Origin of the sequence: Butyricicoccus faecihominis, from assembly GCF_024462775.1 — a bacterium.
GTDB classification, from domain to species: Bacteria; Bacillota; Clostridia; order Oscillospirales; family Butyricicoccaceae; genus Agathobaculum; species Agathobaculum faecihominis_A.
In genome coordinates, this window is record NZ_JANGCE010000015.1 from 57,971 (window position 1) to 78,867 (window position 20,897).

Consider the following 20,897-nt stretch of genomic DNA (forward strand, 5'->3'; position numbering starts at 1 on the left):
GTATATCTCGAAATATATTTATATTTCTATTTTATAATAATAAATCCAACAAAGGAGATGCTATTTAGGATGGGGAATCATTTGAGCAAACAGCTTGCACAAACCATGTATAGAGACATGTACAAGATCCGCCGGTTTGAGCAGGAAGTATTTGAGTTTTACAAAACCGGCCGCATGGCCGGTCTGGCGCATCTTTATATCGGCGAAGAGGCAGTTGCCGCCGGCGCCTGCGCGGCCATCGACTTCCGCGACTTCATTGGCTCCACCCACCGCGGACACGGCCATTTAATTGCGCGCGGCGCAGATATGAGCCGTATGATGGCAGAAATTTTGGGCAAAAAAACCGGTTACTGCAAAGGCAAAGGCGGATCAATGCACATTATGGCCATGGATCTCGGCATTCTCGGCGCCAACGGCATTGTCGGCGGCGGCATACCGATTGCCACCGGCGCCGGTTATAGCTGCAAATACCGCGGCACGGATCAGGTCGTACTCTGCTTCTTCGGCGACGGCGCGTCCAACGAAGGCACATTCCATGAGAGCGTCAACATGGCGGCGGCATGGGACCTGCCGGTTATATATATTATTGAAAACAATCTTTACGGCATCACGGTGGACAGCCGCCGAGTGACCAAAGAGCATGATTTGGCCAAGCGCGCCATTGGGTATGACATTCCGGGCTATACCATCGACGGCAACGACGTGGCAGCCGTATATGAAACCGTTCGGAAAGCGGTGCAGGATGCGCGCGGCGGCAAGGGTCCGTCTATCGTGGAATGTAAAACTTACCGCCACCACGGTCACAACGGCAGCGATCCGGGCACCTATCGTCCGCCGGAGGAACTGGCTGCATGGAAAGCACGGGATCCGCTGGATCTTTTCAAGCAGAAAGGCTATCTGGACGAAGCGGAAATGCAGGCGATTCAGACAGAGGTGGACCAAGAAATTCAGGTCGCCTGCAAGTTTGCCGACGAAAGCCCGTATCCCGACGCCTCGGAACTAATGGACGATATTTTCTGCGATTAAGGAGGGGAATACAATGAGAAAAATCTATTATCGCGACGCTGTTTTGGAAGCGATTGATGAAGAAATGGCCCGCGACCCGATGGTCATGATGATTGGCGAAGATATCGGTGTTGGCGACGGCACATGGCGGTGCTCCAAAGGGCTATACGAAAAATACGGTGATCTGCGCATGAAGGATTCTCCCATCAGCGAAGCCGGCTTCGTTGGTATGGGCATCGGCATGGCTTTGACCGGTATGCGCCCCATTGTTGAAATCATGTTTTCTGACTTCATGCTGGTGGCAATGGATCAAATCGTAAACCAGATGGCTAAGGTATGCTATATGTCCGGCGGACAGAAGGGCGCCCCGATGGTAATCCGCACGACGATCGGCGCGGGCCGCGCCGCCGCCGCCCAGCATTCGCAAAACTTAAACGCGGTGATCGCGCATTTCCCGGGCAGTAAAATTGTCATCCCCTCCGATGCATATACCGCGAAGGGGCTGCTCAAAACCGCGATTCGCGACAACAACCCCGTTATTGTGGTGGAACACCGCAAGCATTACAGCATGGAATTCGATATGCCGGATGATGGGGACGAAAACCTGCTTCTGCCCATTGGCAAAGCCGCGATTGTCCATGAAGGCAATGATATTACCGTTGTGGCGAACTCTTTTCAGGTCGGCCAGTGTGTGAAGATCGCCAAGCGTTTATCCACAAAGGGGGTCAGCGTCGAGGTGATCGACCTGCGTACGCTGGTGCCGATGGATAAGGAAACCATCATCCAATCGGTCAAAAAGACCGGCAGGCTGCTGATCGTGGACGAAGGCTATACCAGCTTTGGCATCGGCGCGGAGATTTGCGCAGCCGTCCAAGAAAATGTTTTTTATGATCTTGACGCGCCGATTATGCGTCTGGGCGAGCCGGATGTTTCCATACCATTCAGCCCTGCGCTTGAAAAGCTGGTTGTTCCAAACGAAAAGACCATTCTTGCAGCCATTCAGAAGCTGGTACAGGGGGTATAAAAATGGCAAAGGTAATCGTAATGCCTAAATTGGGCTATACACAGGACGAAGGACAAATCGCGCAGTGGCACAAGCAGGTTGGCGATAAGGTTGAAGCGGGAGAAGCGTTCTTTGACGTTCATACGGACAAGTCGGTCGTCACGGTTGAGGCCAGCTGCTCCGGCACCCTGTTGAAAATTGCCCTTGAGCCCGGAGAGACCGTTTCGGTTCTTACGCCGATCGCCGTTGTCGGCAGCGCGGACGAGGACGCGGATGCAATTTTAGCGAATTATGTGACCAAAACCGCGGCGGACGCGCAGGACGACGCGGATCTCGACGACCTGCCGGAGGAACAGCCCACGGCAGAAGCGGCAGACGCTCCCGCGGAAAGCTTGAAACTGACGCCGCGCGCGCAGAAGTACATACAGGAAAATAACCTTGACTCCGCTTCTATCGCCGGGATCAAAGGCACCGGTTTCGACGGCGGCATTACGGAGCGGGACATCAAGGCATCGCCGCTTGCCCGCAAGCTCGCGGCCGCGCAGGGCGTTGCGCTGGACAGCCTGACGGGAACGGGCGCAAACGGCAAGGTGATGAAGGCCGACGTCGAACACGCCGCCGCTGCGCGGGCCATGCAATCGACCGAAACGCCCGACCTGCTGGTAGAAAGCGAAACGCCCTACAAGGGTGTGCGCAAGATCATTGGCGACCGCCTGTCCCAAAGCAAATTTACCGCGCCGCACCTATACTTCACAGATGGCGTGGATACAACCAACCTAACAGCTTTCCGCAAGCAGCTCAACGAGCAAGGAACCGTCAAGTACGCGGTTTCTGACCTGTTGGTCATGGCGGCGAGCAAGGCGCTGCGCAAATTCCCGGGTATCAACTCCGCGCTGGTCAAGGATCAGATCATCACTTACAAAAGCACCAATATTGGCGTCGCTGTCGAGGGCGACAACGGTCTGATCGTGCCGGTCGTCAAAAACGTACAGTTTAAAACCCTATCCGATATCGCGACCGAGACCCGCGATTTGATCGCCCGCGCCAAGCAGGGCCGCCTCTCGCCTGACGAGTACAGCGGCGGCACCTTCTCCATCTCCAATTTAGGCATGTTCGGCATCGGCAACTTTACCGCGATTATCAACCCGCCCGAGGCGGCGATCCTGTCGGTCAGTTCGGTCAGAAAAACGCCGGTTGTTATCACGGACGAAAACGGCGAGGACGCTATCGCCATCCGCCCCATCATGAACATTCAGCTTTCGGTCGATCATCGCATCATCGACGGGCTTCTCGCTTCTCAGTTTGTCGAATATATGAAGCAGCTGCTGGAAAACCCAGTCGCCATTTTACTGTGAGGTGAGCAGGTATGATTTACGATTATGATATTGCAGTCATCGGCGGCGGTCCCGGTGGGTACGTCGCCGCCATCAAAGCGGCGCAGCGCGGCAAAAAAACCTGTATCATAGAATCCACTTACATTGGCGGCACCTGCCTGAACGTGGGATGCATCCCAACAAAGACACTGATTAGGAGCGCCAATCTCCTCCACGAGGTCAAGGAATCTGCAAAATTCGGCGTAACCGGCGTTGCGGCGAATCAAATCGGGGTTGATATGAAAGCGGTACAGACGCGCAAGGAAGGCGTGGTCAAGCAGCTTACGCAGGGCGTCAAAAGCCTGTTGACTGCAAACGGCGCAAAAATCATAACCGGCTCCGCCCGCTTTATAGACGAGCACACCCTCTCCGTCGGAGACAATCAGATCACCGCCCAGTATTTCATTATTGCGACCGGCTCCACAAGCGTCATGCCAAGCTTTATCACGCTGGAAGGGGCCAATCATATTCTTACCAGCACGGAAATGCTTTCGCTCAACGCCCTGCCCCAGACAATCGCTATTATCGGCGGCGGCGTGATCGGTGTGGAGTTTGCATATTTGCTCCATAAAATGGGCGTTAAAGTCACCGTGATCGAGCTTATGGAGCACATTCTGCCCATGGTTGACCATGAGATCTCCGACCGTGCAAAAAAACGCCTGTCAAAGGACGGCGTCGTCTTTCATCTGGGCGCGCGCGTGGAAAAAATATGCGACGACGCGGTCCATTTTACCGTGGGCGCCGAAAGCAAATCCGTGAAAGCCGACATGGTGTTCATGGCGGTTGGCCGCGCGCCCTATACGGAAGGGCTAGACGCTGGAAAAATCGGTATTGCGTTTGAACGGAACGCGATCAAGGTCGATGCGCAGCTCCGCACCAATATCCCGCATATCTTCGCGATCGGCGACGTCAATGGCAAAGTGATGCTCGCGCACACCGCTTCGGCCGAAGCGGAAACGGTGGTGGACTGCATTTGTGGGAATGAAAAGTCCATGCGCTATGACCGTATCCCATCCTGCATCTATTTAGAGCCCGAGATTGCCTGCATCGGCCTGACAGAAGCACAGGCGCGCGAACAGTATGGCGACCGGATTCAGGTAGGCAAGTTTCCCGCCATTGCAAGCGGTAAAGCTCTGGTTGAGGGCGATACCGACGGTATGTACAAGATGATTCTGCACGGCGAATACGGCGAGATTTTGGGCGCGCATTTCTATGGCCCGCATGCAACCGAGATGATCGCTGAAATCGCGCTGGCGATGCAGACCGAAGCCACTGCCGACGAAATCATCGACACCATCCATCCGCATCCGACGGTCAGCGAAATGATCCGGGAAACCGTGCTTGCCGCATGGACGGGCAAAGCAATTCACAACCTCTAACATGCCCATATGACTTGAGGAAGGATGATCACTTTGCGTGCATTGCCTATGGAATATCAAACGCTTCCGTTGACCGCGGCTTATATTCTCCCAGCTTTTCGCGGAAAAAGCAAACCCATTGGCTTCCCGATCGCGCGGCATTTGCCCGCTCCCTCCATCACTCAAAACGCATTTGTATCCGCATATTCCGACCTGTCCGCCGTTTGGATCGGTTGTTGTGAGAGCATGGGCGCATTATACGACCAGCTTCGTGCACTGCCGAAAAACACCTCGGTTCTGGGCATTGAAAATATCGGCGTTTTCTCGTGCGCCGAAACTCCCGCGCGTGCGGATGCGCTTCTGAAGCAATTCACCGGCCGCGATACGGTCGCGTCTGCGGAACCCGCGCTGCCGTACGGAGTCCTGCACGGACGCATTGCCGTAATCACCGGCGCAGCGCAAGGTTTCGGCAAGGGCATTGCGCAAGTGCTTCTCGATGCGGGCGCTTATGTCGTCCTGTCCGATATCAACCAGACAACGCTTGCCGCCACTGCACATGCGTTCTCGGAGCGGTATGGGCCGGACCGGGTTTATACCGTCATCGGAGACGTCTCCAGCGACGACGGCATCAGCCGGCTCTGTGAACAGGCGGTTTTGCATTACGGCGGTATCGACGTCATGCTCAGCAACGCGGGCATCGTCATAGCCGGCGATCTGGAAAACATGACTTCCGAGATCATGAAAAAGATATCAGATATCAATTATGTCGGTTATTTCCGGTGTGTCAAGTGCGCATCCCGCTTTATGAAAATTCAGTCGGCTTTTGATGCGGATTACACAGCTGACATTTTACAAATCAATTCGGTTGCCGGCCTTATTGGATATCAAAAAAATTTCGCCTACTGCGGCAGCAAATTCGGCGCGCTCGGCCTTACCGAGTGCTTTGCGAAAGAACTACTCCCCTATCGCATCAAGGTCAACGCCATATGTCCGGGCAATTATTATGACGGTCCCCTATGGAGCGATCCGGAAAAAGGCCTTTTTATCCAGTACCTAAAGGCCGGCAAGATCCCGGGTGGCAAAACCGTTCAGGATGCCATCGACTATTATATGCAAAAGGAACCGCTTCACCGTGGCTGCACCGCCGAAGACATTGCGCAAGCGGTCCTTTACTGCCTTGTTCAGCAGTTTGAAACCGGCGTCTATATCCCGGTGACCGGCGGCCTTGCAATGGGTTTCGTCTGACTGTTTCTCTCTTCTCTCTTCGAATGACCAACCACAAGGAGCACTCCTGCCGGTTGGTCATTCGATTATCTATACCGCTGTTTTCACCAAGGAGGTGCCCATACCAATGCGTTATATTGAAACCTATTCGACCGATCCCTATTTCAACCTTGCCGCGGAAGAATATATTTTCGAGCGTATGGATCGTTCGCATGCATACCTGCTTCTTTGGCAAAACGATAACGCTATTGTCGTAGGCAAGTATCAAAACACCATACAAGAGATTAATTCTTCGTTTGTCCGTGATCATGGCATCCGTGTTGTACGCCGTTTGTCCGGCGGCGGCGCTGTCTATCACGATTTGGGCAATCTGAATTTTTCATTTATCACGGATGCGCAATCCGCGGATGAAATAAATTTCAAGGCATTTTGCATGCCTGTTATTCAGACTCTGCACTCGCTTGGGATTACAGCCGAGCTGAATGGACGCAACGACATTGCCATCAATGGTCAGAAAATTTCCGGCAACGCGCAGTATATCAAAAACGGCCGCCGCTTGAGCCACGGGACGCTTCTTTTCCACGCCGATCTTGACATCGTTTCTCAATCCTTGCGTGTTAACGCCGATAAAATACGCTCAAAAGGAGTCGCCTCGGTTTCGAGCCGCGTAACGAATATCTATCCGCATTTGCCTACCAAGCTTACGCTGTACGAGTTTAAGGAAATTTTTCTCCGCCATATCTCATGCGGCGAGCATCTCACGCCTTATTCCTTTACGCCCGATGATGTGCAGTCGATCTGCGCTTTGCGTGATGAAAAATACCGCACATGGGAATGGAATTACGGCCGTTCCCCGCAATATCAGATTCAAAAACAGCGTTATTTTGAAGGGTGCGGCACAGTGGAGCTCTCCATGTCCGTGGCGCAGGGCGGCGCGATCACCGGATTATCGTTTTTTGGCGATTATTTCAGCGTTTCCGATCCAACTGTGCTGGCGCGCGCCCTCGTTGGCATCCCCTGCCGCTTTGAAGCGGTATTGGCGCGCTTGTCCATGTTTGATGTCGGCTCCTATTTTATTTCCCTTTCCGCCGAGCGGCTTGCGGCGCTTATCACTTCATAGAAGCCGTATCGTTTCGCAACCGCGGCCACTGTTCGCCGCATCCCCATCGTCATTTAGACCCGCATCGGGAGGGGCGTATCCTTGACAATTATGCCGGAAAGGACAATGTTGGTTTTTACACCGGTCACATAGTTCAGTTCCGACAGCTGACTGACAAAGGCGTTGACGTCGTCAAGGTCATAGGCCACCACCTTGATCAAGAAATCGAACTCGCCGGTGATGTTATTACACTCCATGACATAGGGCAATGTCATCAGATCCTTTACCAGCAACGGATAAGCGCCCGGCAGCTGGGTCTTTACCATCACAAAGGCGGTCACTTGCTGTCCCAGCTTTTTCTGATTGAGCACCACCGTGTAGCGGCTGATGATCCCGCTTTGCTCCATTCTATGAATGCGCTCTATGACGGCCGACACAGACATGTTCACTTCCTGCCCGATCGTTGACGCCTTGACGCGGGCGTTCTTTTGCAGGCGCTGTAATATTTTCAGATCTGTCGAATCCATAAGGCTCCTCCCTTTCCATTCCGCACTGGTTTTTAAAAGTGCTTCATTAATCAGTCCAGTAAACATCATACCAACAAGATCACTAAAATAAAGCCGCCGCCCGTTGCCGAAGTAACAGGCGGCGGGTTCGCATAAAGAATGGAATACGCTATTGCTTACCGTAAGAATGGGAGTATTAAAAATTAAGGCTTAAAAGCAGATCGTGGTAGTAATCGGTGAGAGATGAGATCAAAAGCTAAGATGTTGGAGGAATACAATAGCGCAAGATCCATTCTTATTGCTATAAGGCGTAACCGCAGACGGTTCCTGATCGTGTCACGGTTCTACATGCGCGGCGTGTTTAGAGGCCTTCCTTCAAGAAAGCGGCGATGGCCTCCGGCGCGATCTGCTGCGCGGACATTTGCTTGATCGGATCCTGCTCAATATATTGCAAGACTGTAATGATCTGATCCTCGGTGACGCCATACTGTCCCCAGCGCTTTATTCCAAAGCTTTCGTTAAACGAGCGTATGCGCTCCGAGACGCAGTCGCCGATCTGCTCAGGAGTCAGACCGTCCACATCGGCCGCACCGAATATTTTTGCGACGGTTGCCATCTTTTCAGGCAGCGCACGGCTTTCTTCGCGCACGATCAGGGGCATTGCCAACGCGCATGCGGCCCCGTGATGGATGTGCGCCAACGCGCCGACCGCATGGGCGATGGAATGGCCAAAATGCACGCTGCTGCGGTTAAAGGCCATGCCTGCCATGGTCGAGGCCGTCAGCAGCATACCGAGATCATCGACCTGCGGCTCCTCGGTATATGCCTTGGGCAGATACGCGGCGATCATTTGGATCGCGCCGAGTGCCAGAGCGTCCGAAATCGGGCTGGCGGCAACGCTGGTGTACGCTTCCAGACTGTGCGCCAGCGCGTCAAGCGCGGTCTGTGCAACCAACTGTAAGGGCAGCTTGGTGAGCAGGGCCGGATCGAGCAGCGCGATATCCGGCGCGGCATAACCATCCCAGAAGGGAAGCTTGCGGTTCGTTTCGGTATCGTAGACAACGCCGCCGTCCGTAACTTCGCTGCCCGTGCCGCAGGTGGTCGGAATCGTAGCGAGCACGACATTGCGGCGATTGGGTACTGCGTCCATACCAACAAAGTTTAAGATATCCCCCTCGTTGCTTAGCATGACGGCGATCGCCTTGGCGATATCCAGACAACTGCCGCCGCCCAGCGCCACGATCGCGGAGATCTTATGCGTTTGGGCGAATGCGGCGCCCTCCCTAATAATTTCGACCGGCGCGTCGGAGGCAACTTTATCAAAATCCGCGAGGATGTAACCGGCCGCGCGCAACGAATGCTCTATGTTGTCTACAAGGCCGGATGCCTTGACGTTTTTACCATGTACCAACATAACGGTAGCGTTTGCGGGCACGCCGGCCTTTTGCACCATCTGCCCGATCAAAGCGGAGCACCCTTCTCCGTAGGTGATCATCGGCTGCGCATGAAACATGTATTGCATACCATTTTTCTCCTTTCCTTTTCACCCCTGTAATAAGATTGACAAGCTATTTCCCTTGCTTTATACTCATTATAAAGTCTAATATAATATGAGAGTCAAGGGGGAATTTGCATGGAAAGAGATAAAAATTCACTTTTATCGATCGGACAGCTATCCAAACTTACCGATGTTTCTATGACCTCGTTGCGCTATTATGACAAACTTGGGATTCTTCGCCCCGCTTACATCGACCCGCAAAGCGGATACCGCTATTACAGCTTTTCGCAGGGTTATATGGTATTTGCGATCCAGCAATGTGTTGCGCTCGGCATACCGCTCAGCAGCTTTGATTCGTTTACCCAAAACGACCAGCAAATCCTTTTCTCAAAGGTCATAGAGACGGGCCGTTCGGTTGCCGAACAGAAAATAGAAGAAATCAAAAGTAATTTAAAACGGTTGGAGGACGTGAAAGCCCTGATCGATCATGCTGAGAAATGCATAAACAGCCAAGGGGTGTATGACTGTATCATACCAGAGAAAACGTATTGGATCACAAAATACGAAGGCACTATGGGCAACCCTGAGTTCAGCAAAAAATTTATCAATACCTATTGTGGACTTATCAGACGCAATCAGAAACGTGGGGATGATTTTGGCATATTGGCGCTAGAGGAGAATAATATATTACAAAAATATCTTTATATACAACTGGATACATCCTATAACGCCCCTCCCAAAGCGGCCAATGTATTGACGCTTCCAGCCGCCAGATACCGGTGTCTGGTCCAAAACGAAAGCAACATTGACAATGCTCCAAAGTTTTTTCCTGAACTATTTTGTTTGCACTATAAAAAAATCATTTTTGACACCGAATTATTTACAGGAAACTATAATTTTCAAGCGCCTATGTACGAATTGCGTTGCCTGCTGCCGGCGGACAATTAGCGCGCAAAAAAGAGCGACGTTTCCCACCCATTTGGGGCGGATACGCCGCTCTTTTTGCGGGGATTGTATTACAAAGCCTGTTTGATATAAAAAGAACTACAGCTTGTCAGTCTTTGAAAAGAGGCACAAAGTCTTTATGAACGGACAAGGCAATGATGGAGGGAAAGAGGCGGTCGTTGCTCTGGCAAATTTGCGCGTCGCAGACGCTGGTGATCATGGCGGCGGCGTTAGTCCGGGACACCCCCGCGTAGTCTTGCAGAAACTGCAGCATATCAGCGGATGCCAAATTGAGGGCGTCTTGAAACTCGGGAGCCGTTGCAATGGTCCAAAGCTCATCACCCTTGCGCAGCAGCGGACCGTTAATCTTCACGCCCTGCACCTTCTCCACGGAAAGCTCTACGGTCGCAGGCATTTCAATGCCGGAGGTCATCAGTTCCCCGGCGCCCATGGAGCCATGAACATCGCCGACCAGCAGCAATGCCTGCTCCATATAAACCGGCAGATAGAGCTCCGTCCCCGCTTCCACAAAACGGCAATCCATGTTCCCGCCATATGTGCCCGACAAAGAGGTGGGCGTTACGTTTGTGGGGGTCACGCCGATCGTGCCGATATGTGGACGGAGCGGGATGGAAAGGCCGGTCTCCATTTCAATCCGTTCGCCCTTGAGCTCCCCGAAAATGGCCGTGGGCTCACTGGAAACGTCTTTAATGACGCCAAAGCCGGGTATGAATACCACGTATCCACGCGCGCCCTGCTCAATGGTGATCGAATGAATCGTGATTTTAATGGTGTCGCCCGCATGGACGTCCTTGATGGCGATGGGGCCCGTGCTTGGGTTCATTTTCGGGATGGGCTGGGAGAGATCGGGCGCTGTCGAGCGATAGTCCGCAAGGGTCTTCATACGGCCGCCGCGGGAGTCGTGCGTTTCTACCCGAAACCGCTCTCCCAGTTCCACCTTCATGCAAGGCTGATGAGCAGGATCAAAAGTATATTGTGTGTTATCTCTGGAAAGCAGTTGCATGTCAATACCTCCGTTTATTGGGGTTTATAGTATGAAGCCGGCCACGGCTGCAAGAATGAGAGACGCGGGTATAACAGCGCAATAGGAAAGCATCATCATGTATTTGATTTCCTTGGCCTTGGCCATGCCCATCGCGGCAAACATGTCGCCATTGGGGTAGGCAAGGGTGGTAATCTGTGTGCCGATGGTCATGATCAGTGTCCAAAGCGGAATCGAAAGATGCAAGCCGTGCGCAAGGGTACCAAACAGATTGTCGATGATGACGGACTGTGCGACGTGCGCGCCGGAAATTCCGAAAACACCGATAAAGCTGGCCATAAAGGAAAAAAAGGGCTTGCCGGCGCCGCTCAGAACCGGGGTGAGCATACCGCCCAGCACGTCGAATGCGCCAGATGCGCTGACATACTTTATAAGAACAGCGGACATGACGAGAAGCAGGAAGATCCAGAGTACCCGGCCGGCGCCTTTCAGGATGTTGACAAAAATTTCAGTGACAGGCATCCGATAAGAAATACCCGTAACCATGGCGGAAACGAACACGATGATCAACGCAAACTGCGCGCCGCCCTGAGTCGCGATACCGACGCCGACCATGATGAAGAGCGTAACCAAAAAGACGATGGTGGCGCGCTTTGATTTCGGACTTGCAACGAATTCCTTGTCCTGATCCACAAGATCCTCAGGGCCATAGCACTCCTTACCCGCTGTGATCTTCTGCACGCGCCCGGCCATAAAGTATGTGCAAACCCACATTACAATGGCAAGCGGGAGCACCGAAAGAAGATACGACGGATAGGATTGCCCCGTAAGAGACATAACCGTTACCGCGGGAGGACTGAATGGCCCCACGAACAGGCCGGTTTGGCTCGCGCCCAGAAAAATCAGCCCCAGCGTTGCCGGCGTAATGCCCACTGCGGCTACAAGCGGGATTAAGACCGGAGCAATTACCGCGTTCGCGCCGGCCATGGTGCCCAGCATGGAGACCAGCAAGATGCCGGAAACCATTGAGGTGAGAATCGCGCGACGCTGCGTGTTGATGCCGATGCGGTTGACGATAAAGCGGACGATGACCTCCGCGACGCCCGTAACCCGCAGCACTTCTGCGAGGCCGGCGCCGAACATGACGGTAAGCCCGATTAAGCCCATTGTAGAGCCCATGGCTTCTCCCACGACGTTGCCGAATTTAAGCAGATTCTCCTGCATTAAAATAGCGCCTATGAGCGAACCAATGATCATATTCATCACAGGATGCACTTTTTTATGGAAGGCCAAGACAATTACGAAAGCCAATGGCACTAGACCGAGGATAGGCGGTAGATTAAAAATCATGAGGATAGCCCCCTTTCCATATTCTCTGTTTTTAATTGCGACTTCATGATCGCAACCGGTTTCAGCCGCAGTCCCTTGTCGGTACAATAAGAGTAGGGCCTGAGGAAATCGGCAATGCAACGATGCTTTTGTCCGATATGCTCCTCAAGCCCTACACGATAGATTTTTTCGCCATAAGGCGCTAAAATCACGAACCAGATATTGTTGCAGCCATTACTGACGCTTCAGCATTTTCTCCAGTGTCGCAACGATACCGTCACAATCCATTCCATAATAATGATAGATCGCATCCACAGGGCCGAGGATCGCAAATTCGTCCGGCATGCCGACGCGGCGGAAATTACCCTGATAGCCATTCTCGCAAAGCACTTCCGCGACCGCGCCGCCCAAACCGCCATTGATCGAGTGATCCTCTACGGTGACGATATTGCCCGTCTTGCTCGCCACGCGCAGGATCGCGTCCGTATCAAGCGGCTTGATGGTGTGCATATCCAGCACGCCAACGCTTACGCCGTGCTTTTCCTGCATGGTCTTGGCGGCCAGCAGGCACTGATGCAAATTGGAGCCGCAGGAGATGATATAGGCGTCCGTGCCCGCTATGGTTTCGATCGCCTTGCCGATTTCCAGCTCGTAATCCTCGGCATAGACATTCGGGGAGCCCGCGCGGTCGATGCGAATGATCATCGGGCCTACAAAATCCATCGAGGCGCGGATAAACTTGCAGCACTGGCCGGCGTCCGCTGGGACGACCACGGTCAGGTTCGGGATCGCGCGGTAGAGCGCGAGGTCCGCGATATCGTTATGGGTCGGGCCGCCACCGGCGGTCACGCCCGAGTGCGTGCCGATCAGCCGGACATTGACGTCGTTGTAGGCGATATCCGTGTGGATCTGATCGGTCGCGCGCAGCGGCAGGAATGGACCGAACACTTGGGAAAATACCGTGCAGCCGGCGAGCGCGAGTCCGGCGGACGCGCCCACCTGATCGGCTTCGGCAATGCCCATGTTAAAGCAGCGCTCCGGAAACTCCTTGAGCAGCTTGCCCGCGGAGCTGGACGGCGCAATATTATCCGAATACGTAAATACAAAATCCTTGCCTTCCTTGGCCATCTTGTAAAGCTCTTCGCCGTAAGCTTCACGAGCGTTCGAGACCATTGCATCAAAATCAAACGTCATTGCCATAAATCATCACGCCTTTCTCATCTTTTCGAGCTCTGCAAGGGCAGTCTTCAGGTCATCGTCGCCAATGCCGCCGCCATGCCACTTATAGTTGCCCTCCATAAAGCTAACGCCCTTACCCTTGACCGTATTCGAGATGATAAACGTCGGCTTGGCCTCCTTGGAACAGTCGAGCGGCGGCAGTTTATCGAATGCCGCGCAAACCTGCGCGATATCATTACCGTCCTCGATCTCAATGACATTCCAGCCGAACGCGCGTACCTTTTCATCGACCGGGTCAATGTTCATGACATCGCGGGTATTGCCGGTCATCTGAAGTTGGTTTTTGTCAAGAATGCAAACCAGATTGTTCAGCTTGTAATGGCCGCCGGCCATCAAGGCTTCCCAGTTTGTGCCTTCATCGAATTCGCCGTCGCCGATCGTTACGATGACACGGTAGTTTTCTTTTCGGTAGCGCGCGCCGAGTGCATAGCCGACCGCGATCGGCAGGCCATGACCAAGAGAACCCGCCGAGACCTCGATCTGCGGGCACTTTTTGCGGTTGGAGTGCATGCCGAACTCATAAGTGTCCAGACTTTCAAAGTGCTCAACCATGTAGTCCTGCGTATACGCGCCGAGATCAGAGAAAATCGTGAACAGGGTTTCCGAGCAATGGCCCTTGGACAGGATAAAGCGGTCGCGCCCCTCCATGTGCGGATCCATCACATCATAGTTTAAGTACTTGTAATACATTGCGACCGCCACTTCCACAAGGGACAGTTCACCGCCAAGGTGTCCCATTCCGATACGGTGGATAAAGGTCAGCAGATTGCGCCGGATATCGATACATTTGTTTTCTAATTCGGCGACGGTTTGTAATTTTTCTCTCATTACGAATCATCCTTTCCTAACGGCATTTCAAAACAGGGTGGAGGGGTCTGTATAAGCAAGGCCGAGGCTTGCGGCCACTTCTTTACAGGTGAGCTTACCGTTGTAGGTGTTAAGGCCCAGCATAAATCCGGGGTCTGTCTTGAGCGCCGCCTCCGCGCCCATGCGGGCAAGCATTAGGCCATAGGGCAGCGTGGCGTTCGTCAGCGCCAGCGTACTGGTGCGCGCCACGGCGCCGGGCATGTTGGCTACGCAGTAGTGCACCACGCCGTCCACCACGAAGGTGGGCGCGTCATGGTAGGTCGCCTTGGTGGTCTCGGCGCAGCCGCCCTGATCCACCGCCACGTCAACGATTACGCTGCCGGGCTTCATCTTTTTCAGGTATTCTTTTTTGATAAGCTTGGGCGCGGTCGCGCCGGGAATGAGCACTGCGCCGATCACAAGATCTGCCGAAGCCACCTCGCGCTCGATAGCGGCTTCCGTGCTGTACAGCGTTTGCAAACGCGCGCCAAAGATATCGTCGAGATAGGTAAGCCGGTTCAAGTTTTTGTCCAGAATGGTCACCTGAGCGCCCAATCCCAAGGCCATTTTTGCAGCGTTAGTGCCCACTACGCCGCCGCCCAGAATGACGACCTTCGCCCGCTCCACACCGGGCACGCCGCACAGCAGCAGGCCCATGCCGCCCATGGGTTTTTCAAGGGTCTTGGCGCCTTCCAGCGCTGAAAGCCGACCGGCCACTTCGCTCATGGGCTTCAGGAGCGGCAGTCCGCCGGTCTTGTCGCGGATCGTCTCATAAGCGATGGCCTTCACGCCGTTCTGCAGCAGCGCATCGGTCTGCGGCCTATCCGCGGCCAGATGCAGGTAGGTATACAGGATCTGGTCCTGACGCATCATCGGATACTCCTCGGCCAGCGGTTCCTTTACTTTTACCACCATGTCGCAGGTATCCCACACGGCCTTGGCATCCGGTAAAATTTGCGCGCCGGCCGCCTTGTACTCCGCATCGGTAAAGCCGCTGCCTTCCCCCGCCCCGGCCTGCATGTATACTTCGTTGCCTTGGGAGATATATTCCCGGGCGTTGTCGGGCGTCAGCCCAACGCGGAACTCCAACTTCTTAATTTCCTTTACGCAACCAACTTTCATAATTGCATTCGCTCCTTCTATCAATTTAAAATGAGGTTTTGGTTTTTTACACAAGGGGTTGACGCGCTAATCCGCCTGACTCAACTCGTGCTCCACCGTTTGGCGTGCCGATGAGCGGGCTTGATTTTCCTCAGCGTATCTGCTAACCTGTTTGTCGCTCAGTCCGAAGAACAGCTGCACAATCAGCTGTGCCGCGGTAAACACCGCCGGTATGACAAACGCCACAATGAGCAGGCCGGACAACGCGGTAGCCGTTTGGGCCTGATTCGGGACATAGCCCACCATATCGAGCAGGGCGCCCATAAGCTGCGCGCCAATGGCGCCGCCCACGGTAAGGCAGATGGCATGAAGCGCATAGATCATACCGGGTTGGTACTGCCCCGTTTTCCACGCGCCGTACTCCACCACGTTGGGTAGCAGCACGAGTACAAAGGAGTAGTGCAGACCGGTGAGCAAGCCGTTGACTGTAAATACGAAAAACAAAGCGCCGTATTTCATGGACGCCGCCGCCGCGCTTGGTCCCATGCCCTTACACATAAACCAGAACAGCATGGTAAACACGACGCTGAGTGCCATGGTGATGAGAAAAGCGCGGTTGGCGTCTTTCACGAAGTGGATAACCGGCTTAAGCAACATGGCGCCCACCACCATGGCCACGGTGGTCACAAACATGGCCATGGGTTGGAAATCCGGCAGATTCAGGTAATAATTAAAGACATAGATCAGCGAACCGTTGCGGATTGCCTGCAGGATATATTGGAAAGCGACGCCGATTACCAGCACCACAGCCGGCCTGTTTTGGACAATATTCTTAACCTGACGCACCACCGGCTCGTGTTCCGTACTCACCAGATGCGGGCGGGGCGTTCCGTCGGCGTTGAGCTCATACTTTTTGGTCACGCCGACCACACCGAGCAGCGTCAGCATGCTGAACAGCGCGATGACCACCGACGTCCAGAAGAAGCCCTGTTTCATGTTGCCGCTGCTGCCGCCAAACAGGTTCACCATGGGCATCATCAGGGAAGATACGATGACCTGTCCCCCATTTAAAAAGATCGTTGTGATGCCGGCTACCGTGGCCCGTTCCTCCACGTTCTTGGTCATGTTTGTGATCTGGGACGTCATCGGGATCAAGCACAGGGTGGCGCCGATCGAGCCGTATGCGCCATAGGTGACCACTGACCATATCACCTTTGCGGTCATACTGAAGCCGGGTATCGCGGTGAAAACACCAATGAACAGCAGCGTGATCGGCGCGATGGAAAGAATAATCCAAGAGCGGTATTTGCCCCAGGGCAAATTGAAGCGGTCCACCGCCCAGCCCATCAGCACATCGGTGAAGGCGTCGAAAAATCGCGCGCCGAGTATGATGGTACCCGCAAGCACAGCGCTGATGCCCAGCACATCGGTATAAAAATACATTAGGTAATAGCCAAAGGCCACCCAAGCGATATTGGTTCCCAAACCGGACCCTGCCGCATAGAGAATTTTATCGATCAGGGGGAGCTTAGCCGTCGGGGAAAAGCTAACTTTCTCATAGGTTTTCGCTTTACTTAGCGTACTCAATAAGAACACCTCTCCTATTCATCCCGCATATACGTCCGTGAAGCTTGTTCCGGCTATTACAGTTCATTGGCCAGATAGAACGCTTCGTGGATCGCATCAATGGCAAGCCGCGCTTCCTTGGCGTCACCGATCAAAGCATAGGGAATATTCGCCGCGGCCGCAATAGCGGCCAGTGTATGCTGGGGACGATAACCGGTCGCGAGCACCACACTGTCGGCTTCCAGAGTATGCTCCTTCCCTTCGCCGTCGCGGATTTGGATCGCCCCCTCGGCGATGGACAGGCAGGCGGTGTTCAGCCAAACGGGAATCTGATTCTTTTCCACATATTCCGCCACATAATGCTGCTTGTACATATCCGCCTTGGGAACCATCTGAGCCATCATCTCCACGATGGTGACGTCCTTGCCGAGCGCGGTCAGGAACTCGCCCGTTTCTGCACCGACCAATCCGCCGCCCAGAATGACCACGCGCCGCCCTGTCTTGGCGTTGCCCGCGAGCACGTCCCGCGCGAGTACGGCGCGCTCCACGCCGGGAATCGGCGGCACCGCCGGGCTTGCGCCTATGGCGATCACGACATAGTCCGGCCGCTCCTCGCGCAAAAGCTGGTCATCCACCTTGCAGTTGCAGCGGATTTCAACCCCCGCTTCCTTTGCCTGACGGACTCGCCTGAGCACCGCGTCAGCGATCTCCTGCTTGCCGGGCGGTACGCTTGCCAGCATGAATTCGCCGCCGCATTCCGGCTGGGTTTCGCACAGCGTCACGGCATGGCCGCGGTTTTGCAGTATCGTGGCCGCCGTAAGGCCCGCTACGCCGCCGCCGGCCACCAGCACGCGCAGGCTTTTTTTCGCCGGGGTTTGCTGCATCATAAACTCGTGCCCGCACAGCGGGTTTTGCATACAGGTAAGGTGGGGTCCGTTCGGCGAGGTGCCGTAGCGGCTGATACAACCCTGATTGCAGCCGATACACTTGACGATATCCTCCGCGCGCCCCTCCTGCGCCTTGCGCACAAAATCGGGGTCGGCCAGCTGGGCTCTGCCCATGGATACGAAATCCGCCAGACCCTCCGCCAGCACGTGCTCCGCCAGAGCGGGGTCGTTGATGCGGCCCACCGCGATGACCGGCACCGACACCGCGGCCTTTACCGCGGCGGCGTTGGACACGTTAAAGCCGGGCTTGTGCTGAATGGGCGGAATCATATCCCACAGGTCGCCGTAGCTGCCGATCGAGACATGGATGGCGTCCGCGCCCGCCGCCTCGGCCAGCTTGGCCGCCTGCACCGCCTGCGGGGTGGTCATCGCGTCGGGCGACGGCACGCGCTCCTCGGCGCTCATACGGAACAGAACCGGGTAATCGTCCCCCACCTGACGGCGCACCTCACGAATGACCTCGCAGGCGAAGCGCATACGGTTTTCCATGGAGCCGCCGTATTCGTCCTGCCGCCTGTTGCTCCACGCGCTCGTAAACTGTCCGATCAGGTAGCCGTGCGCTCCGTGCACCTCCACTGCGTCGGCTCCGGCCTCTTTGGCGCGGCGGGCCGCGTCGCCAAAGCTCTTCACGATTTCGGCAATATCCGCCGCCGTCATTTCACGCGGCACCGGCATGCCCTCCATCCCCGGAATGGGCACCGGAATAGCGCTGGGTGCAATGGCTTCAAAGCCTGTTTCGCCGGGCATCGTCTGGCGGCCGGCGTGCCAAAGCTGCAAGCACAGCCTGCCGCCCTCCTGATGGATCGCCTCCGCCAGCTTGCGGAAGCCGGAGATAAAGCTGTCGTCATACAGGGCGGGCGAGCAAGGGATATGGGTGGTTTCATGTACGGCCACATACTCCGTAATGTTCATGGCGCAGCCGCCCCGGGCTCTGGCCGCATGGTATGCGCACAGGCGCGGTCCCACGGTATAATCCTTTTCCGCCATACAGGTGGCCATCGCGGGCATAATCACACGGTTGCGCAGCGTGATCGTGCCAATCTTGCCGGGAGAAAACAAATGCTTGAATGACATAAAATGTCCTCCTTACGCGGGCGGCGTTGCGTTCCGCCCGTTTTTTTTCGCTTCTGCCTGTCAGGATCAATTAGGAATCACTGCATTCCATCTCTCATTCAGCATTCCATCGGAGATACTGTGCCCATCATAAAGTCTGTCCTTTTTAAACGCAAGAGGTTTTCCCCAAGTCCGAAAAGCTTTTTGTTTGGACCGGGCAAAACCAAAAAATTTTCGCCGTTTGCCGCATGCGCTTTACACCGCCGCCCTTTCTGTGTACTATGATAGCAGCTTCTGTTGCAGGCAAGCACGCACGGCATTCTCCATCCAGTACGCTTTTAACACTGAAATGGAGGAAAATATTATGAAGACCTATCAATATCCCAATAGTAACAAAATGATGGAGAAGGCAAAGCAGTTTATTCCCAGCGGCATCCCCGGACATCAGGGCGTCGCCTCCTTTATGCCGCTGGAGCATTATCCGATTTTTTCCGACCATGCCGAGGGAACCTATTTCTGGGATGTGGACGGTAACAAATTCCTTGATTTTATGTGTGGGTACGGCCCCAATATCCTTGGCTATAACGACCCCGATGTCAATAAGGCCGCCATGGAGCAGATGAAGAAGGAGGACTGTGTATCCCAGCCCTCTACCAAGATGATCGAGCTGGCGGAGCTTTTGGTAAACACGATCGACACGGCCGACTGGGCGTTTTTCGCAAAAAACGGCGGCGACGTGACCAGCCTAGCTCTGCTCGTGGCCAAGGCCGCCACCGGACGCCAAAAGATCGTGCTGATCAACCACAGCTACCACGGCGTCGCGCCCTGGGCGCAAAGCCCCGGCGCAGCGGACGGTATGTTCAACAAGGAGCAGGAGGACCTGATCTATATCGACTGGAACAGCGTCGAGCAGTTGGAGCAGGCCATCGCCGAAAACCCCGGACAGATCGCCGGCTTTATCTCCACCCCGTACTATCAGCCCGCCCTGATGCGAAATGAACTGCCGGCTGCCGATTATTGGAGCCGCGTGCGCGATATTTGCACGAAGAATGGCATCGTCCTTATTCTGGACGACGTGCGCTGCGGTTTCCGTCTCGACATGGCCGGTTCCGACCGGTACTATGGTTTCAACGCCGACCTTGTCTGCATGTGCAAATCTCTGGCGAACGGCTACAACATCTCTACGCTCATGGGCATCGAAAGCCTGAAGGAAGCCTGCGAAAAGGTTTATTTCACCGGCAGCTATTGGCTGAGCGCCGTTCCCATGGCCGCTTCCATCGCCTGTATCAATAAGCTGAAGGCCATGAACGCTCCCGAGCGCCTGCTGAAGCTGGGTAAAATGTACACCGATGGCCTTGAAAAGCTGGCAGTAAGATATGGCTACCGCATGGAGGTCAGCGCCGAACCGTCCCTGTTCTACCTCTTTTTGCTGCAGGATCCAGCCGCCCAAAGCTGGGATTTATTCGGGCCCGATGGCGAGCTGCACAGAGCGTGGATCGGTGAGAATGTGCGCCGCGGCGTATTCCTTACCAATTATCACAATCAGTTCATCAACTGTGCAATGACCGAGGACGACATCAAGTTTGCCTTGGAAGTGGCCGACGAAGCGTTCCATGCGGTAAAGGATAGGTTTTAATTTTTTCTAAAAGCCGGACGGTATTGATTAACCGTCCGGCTTTCCCTGTTTGTAAGAGCGGCGCCAATTAAAGATGGCAGCAACCAGTTTTTATTCTGGTTGCTGCCATTACAGCGTGTCAAAGAACCCCTCGCGCCGCAGCGCGCATAAAATCGAATTTTGCCGC

At 54.5% G+C, this 20,897-nt stretch carries 17 protein-coding genes; 8 read left to right on the forward strand and 9 right to left on the reverse strand.

The features are described 5' to 3' along the window. The first annotated feature begins 105 nt into the window (after positions 1-105). Genes NE562_RS09435 through NE562_RS09460 form a run of 6 tightly spaced genes read left to right on the forward strand, consistent with a single transcriptional unit; the run spans position 106 to position 7,083 of the window. On the forward strand, positions 106-1,026 hold the full coding sequence (locus NE562_RS09435) for a thiamine pyrophosphate-dependent dehydrogenase E1 component subunit alpha (protein ID WP_280962161.1): 921 nt from the start codon (positions 106-108) through the stop codon (positions 1,024-1,026). A gap of 13 nt (positions 1,027-1,039) precedes the next feature. Next, positions 1,040-2,029, forward strand: a complete 990-nt coding sequence (locus NE562_RS09440; protein WP_280962162.1) for an alpha-ketoacid dehydrogenase subunit beta — start codon at positions 1,040-1,042, stop codon at positions 2,027-2,029. A 2-nt stretch (positions 2,030-2,031) separates the two neighbouring features. Beyond that, positions 2,032-3,363 carry a dihydrolipoamide acetyltransferase family protein gene (locus NE562_RS09445; protein ID WP_280962163.1) on the forward strand — a complete coding sequence of 444 codons (1,332 nt, stop codon included), beginning with the start codon at positions 2,032-2,034 and terminating at the stop codon, positions 3,361-3,363. A gap of 11 nt (positions 3,364-3,374) precedes the next feature. Continuing rightward, positions 3,375-4,760, forward strand: coding sequence for a dihydrolipoyl dehydrogenase (gene lpdA, locus NE562_RS09450; protein WP_280962164.1), 1,386 nt, complete (start codon positions 3,375-3,377; stop codon positions 4,758-4,760). Positions 4,761-4,808: 48 nt separating this feature from the next. Continuing rightward, complete coding sequence (locus tag NE562_RS09455) at positions 4,809-5,984, forward strand: SDR family NAD(P)-dependent oxidoreductase (RefSeq protein WP_280962165.1); 1,176 nt, start codon at positions 4,809-4,811, stop codon at positions 5,982-5,984. After that, the gene (locus NE562_RS09460; RefSeq protein WP_280962166.1) at positions 5,965-7,083 is read left to right on the forward strand and encodes a lipoate--protein ligase; all 1,119 of its coding nucleotides are present in this window, start codon (positions 5,965-5,967) and stop codon (positions 7,081-7,083) included. Before NE562_RS09455 ends, NE562_RS09460 begins: the two co-directional genes overlap by 20 nt. Before the next feature lie 53 nt (positions 7,084-7,136). Here NE562_RS09460 and NE562_RS09465 read toward each other — a convergent pair whose 3' ends face one another. Both NE562_RS09465 and NE562_RS09470 read right to left on the reverse strand, forming a co-directional pair. After that, positions 7,137-7,589, reverse strand: coding sequence for an Lrp/AsnC family transcriptional regulator (locus tag NE562_RS09465; protein WP_280962167.1), 453 nt, complete (start codon positions 7,587-7,589; stop codon positions 7,137-7,139). Between the two features lie 340 nt (positions 7,590-7,929). Beyond that, the gene (locus NE562_RS09470) at positions 7,930-9,090 is read right to left on the reverse strand and encodes an iron-containing alcohol dehydrogenase (protein WP_280962168.1); all 1,161 of its coding nucleotides are present in this window, start codon (positions 9,088-9,090) and stop codon (positions 7,930-7,932) included. A 111-nt stretch (positions 9,091-9,201) separates the two neighbouring features. Here NE562_RS09470 and NE562_RS09475 point away from each other — a divergent pair, with 111 nt between their 5' ends. Continuing rightward, the gene (locus NE562_RS09475; protein ID WP_280962169.1) at positions 9,202-10,014 is read left to right on the forward strand and encodes a MerR family DNA-binding transcriptional regulator; all 813 of its coding nucleotides are present in this window, start codon (positions 9,202-9,204) and stop codon (positions 10,012-10,014) included. A gap of 106 nt (positions 10,015-10,120) precedes the next feature. On the opposite strand, the gene NE562_RS09480 is transcribed toward NE562_RS09475, so the two are convergent. From NE562_RS09480 to NE562_RS09510, 7 genes are all read right to left on the reverse strand, one after another. Next, positions 10,121-11,035, reverse strand: a complete 915-nt coding sequence (locus NE562_RS09480) for an acetamidase/formamidase family protein (protein WP_280962170.1) — start codon at positions 11,033-11,035, stop codon at positions 10,121-10,123. 24 nt (positions 11,036-11,059) lie between these two features. Next, positions 11,060-12,364, reverse strand: a complete 1,305-nt coding sequence (locus tag NE562_RS09485) for a Na+/H+ antiporter NhaC family protein (RefSeq protein ID WP_280962171.1) — start codon at positions 12,362-12,364, stop codon at positions 11,060-11,062. Between the two features lie 213 nt (positions 12,365-12,577). Then, the gene (locus tag NE562_RS09490) at positions 12,578-13,543 is read right to left on the reverse strand and encodes a transketolase family protein (protein ID WP_280962172.1); all 966 of its coding nucleotides are present in this window, start codon (positions 13,541-13,543) and stop codon (positions 12,578-12,580) included. A gap of 6 nt (positions 13,544-13,549) precedes the next feature. Next, entirely contained in the window at positions 13,550-14,410 is an 861-nt protein-coding gene (locus tag NE562_RS09495) for a transketolase (protein ID WP_280962173.1), read from the reverse strand. Positions 14,411-14,437: 27 nt separating this feature from the next. Next, positions 14,438-15,550, reverse strand: a complete 1,113-nt coding sequence (gene ald, locus NE562_RS09500; RefSeq protein WP_280962174.1) for an alanine dehydrogenase — start codon at positions 15,548-15,550, stop codon at positions 14,438-14,440. A 66-nt stretch (positions 15,551-15,616) separates the two neighbouring features. Further along, positions 15,617-17,116, reverse strand: a complete 1,500-nt coding sequence (locus tag NE562_RS09505) for an MFS transporter (RefSeq protein WP_280962175.1) — start codon at positions 17,114-17,116, stop codon at positions 15,617-15,619. Positions 17,117-17,172: 56 nt separating this feature from the next. Then, positions 17,173-19,116 carry an NAD(P)/FAD-dependent oxidoreductase gene (locus tag NE562_RS09510; RefSeq protein WP_280962176.1) on the reverse strand — a complete coding sequence of 648 codons (1,944 nt, stop codon included), beginning with the start codon at positions 19,114-19,116 and terminating at the stop codon, positions 17,173-17,175. Positions 19,117-19,459: 343 nt separating this feature from the next. On the opposite strand from NE562_RS09510, the gene NE562_RS09515 reads away from it, so the two are divergent. After that, on the forward strand, positions 19,460-20,731 hold the full coding sequence (locus NE562_RS09515) for an aminotransferase class III-fold pyridoxal phosphate-dependent enzyme (RefSeq protein WP_280962177.1): 1,272 nt from the start codon (positions 19,460-19,462) through the stop codon (positions 20,729-20,731). The last annotated feature ends 166 nt before the right edge of the window (positions 20,732-20,897 follow it).

Excerpts from the sequence above, each read along its gene's own strand:
- NE562_RS09435 (WP_280962161.1), top strand. The coding sequence starts at position 106 with ATGTATAGAGACATGTACAAGATCCGCCGGTTTGAGCAGGAAGTATTT.
- NE562_RS09440 (WP_280962162.1), top strand. The coding sequence starts at position 1,040 with ATGAGAAAAATCTATTATCGCGACGCTGTTTTGGAAGCGATTGATGAA.
- NE562_RS09445 (WP_280962163.1), top strand. The coding sequence starts at position 2,032 with ATGGCAAAGGTAATCGTAATGCCTAAATTGGGCTATACACAGGACGAA.
- lpdA (WP_280962164.1), top strand. The coding sequence starts at position 3,375 with ATGATTTACGATTATGATATTGCAGTCATCGGCGGCGGTCCCGGTGGG.
- NE562_RS09455 (WP_280962165.1), top strand. The coding sequence starts at position 4,809 with ATGGAATATCAAACGCTTCCGTTGACCGCGGCTTATATTCTCCCAGCT.
- NE562_RS09465 (WP_280962167.1), bottom strand. The coding sequence starts at position 7,589 with ATGGATTCGACAGATCTGAAAATATTACAGCGCCTGCAAAAGAACGCC.
- NE562_RS09470 (WP_280962168.1), bottom strand. The coding sequence starts at position 9,090 with ATGCAATACATGTTTCATGCGCAGCCGATGATCACCTACGGAGAAGGG.
- NE562_RS09475 (WP_280962169.1), top strand. The coding sequence starts at position 9,202 with ATGGAAAGAGATAAAAATTCACTTTTATCGATCGGACAGCTATCCAAA.
- NE562_RS09480 (WP_280962170.1), bottom strand. The coding sequence starts at position 11,035 with ATGCAACTGCTTTCCAGAGATAACACACAATATACTTTTGATCCTGCT.
- NE562_RS09485 (WP_280962171.1), bottom strand. The coding sequence starts at position 12,364 with ATGATTTTTAATCTACCGCCTATCCTCGGTCTAGTGCCATTGGCTTTC.
- NE562_RS09490 (WP_280962172.1), bottom strand. The coding sequence starts at position 13,543 with ATGGCAATGACGTTTGATTTTGATGCAATGGTCTCGAACGCTCGTGAA.
- NE562_RS09495 (WP_280962173.1), bottom strand. The coding sequence starts at position 14,410 with ATGAGAGAAAAATTACAAACCGTCGCCGAATTAGAAAACAAATGTATC.
- ald (WP_280962174.1), bottom strand. The coding sequence starts at position 15,550 with ATGAAAGTTGGTTGCGTAAAGGAAATTAAGAAGTTGGAGTTCCGCGTT.
- NE562_RS09510 (WP_280962176.1), bottom strand. The coding sequence starts at position 19,116 with ATGTCATTCAAGCATTTGTTTTCTCCCGGCAAGATTGGCACGATCACG.
- NE562_RS09515 (WP_280962177.1), top strand. The coding sequence starts at position 19,460 with ATGAAGACCTATCAATATCCCAATAGTAACAAAATGATGGAGAAGGCA.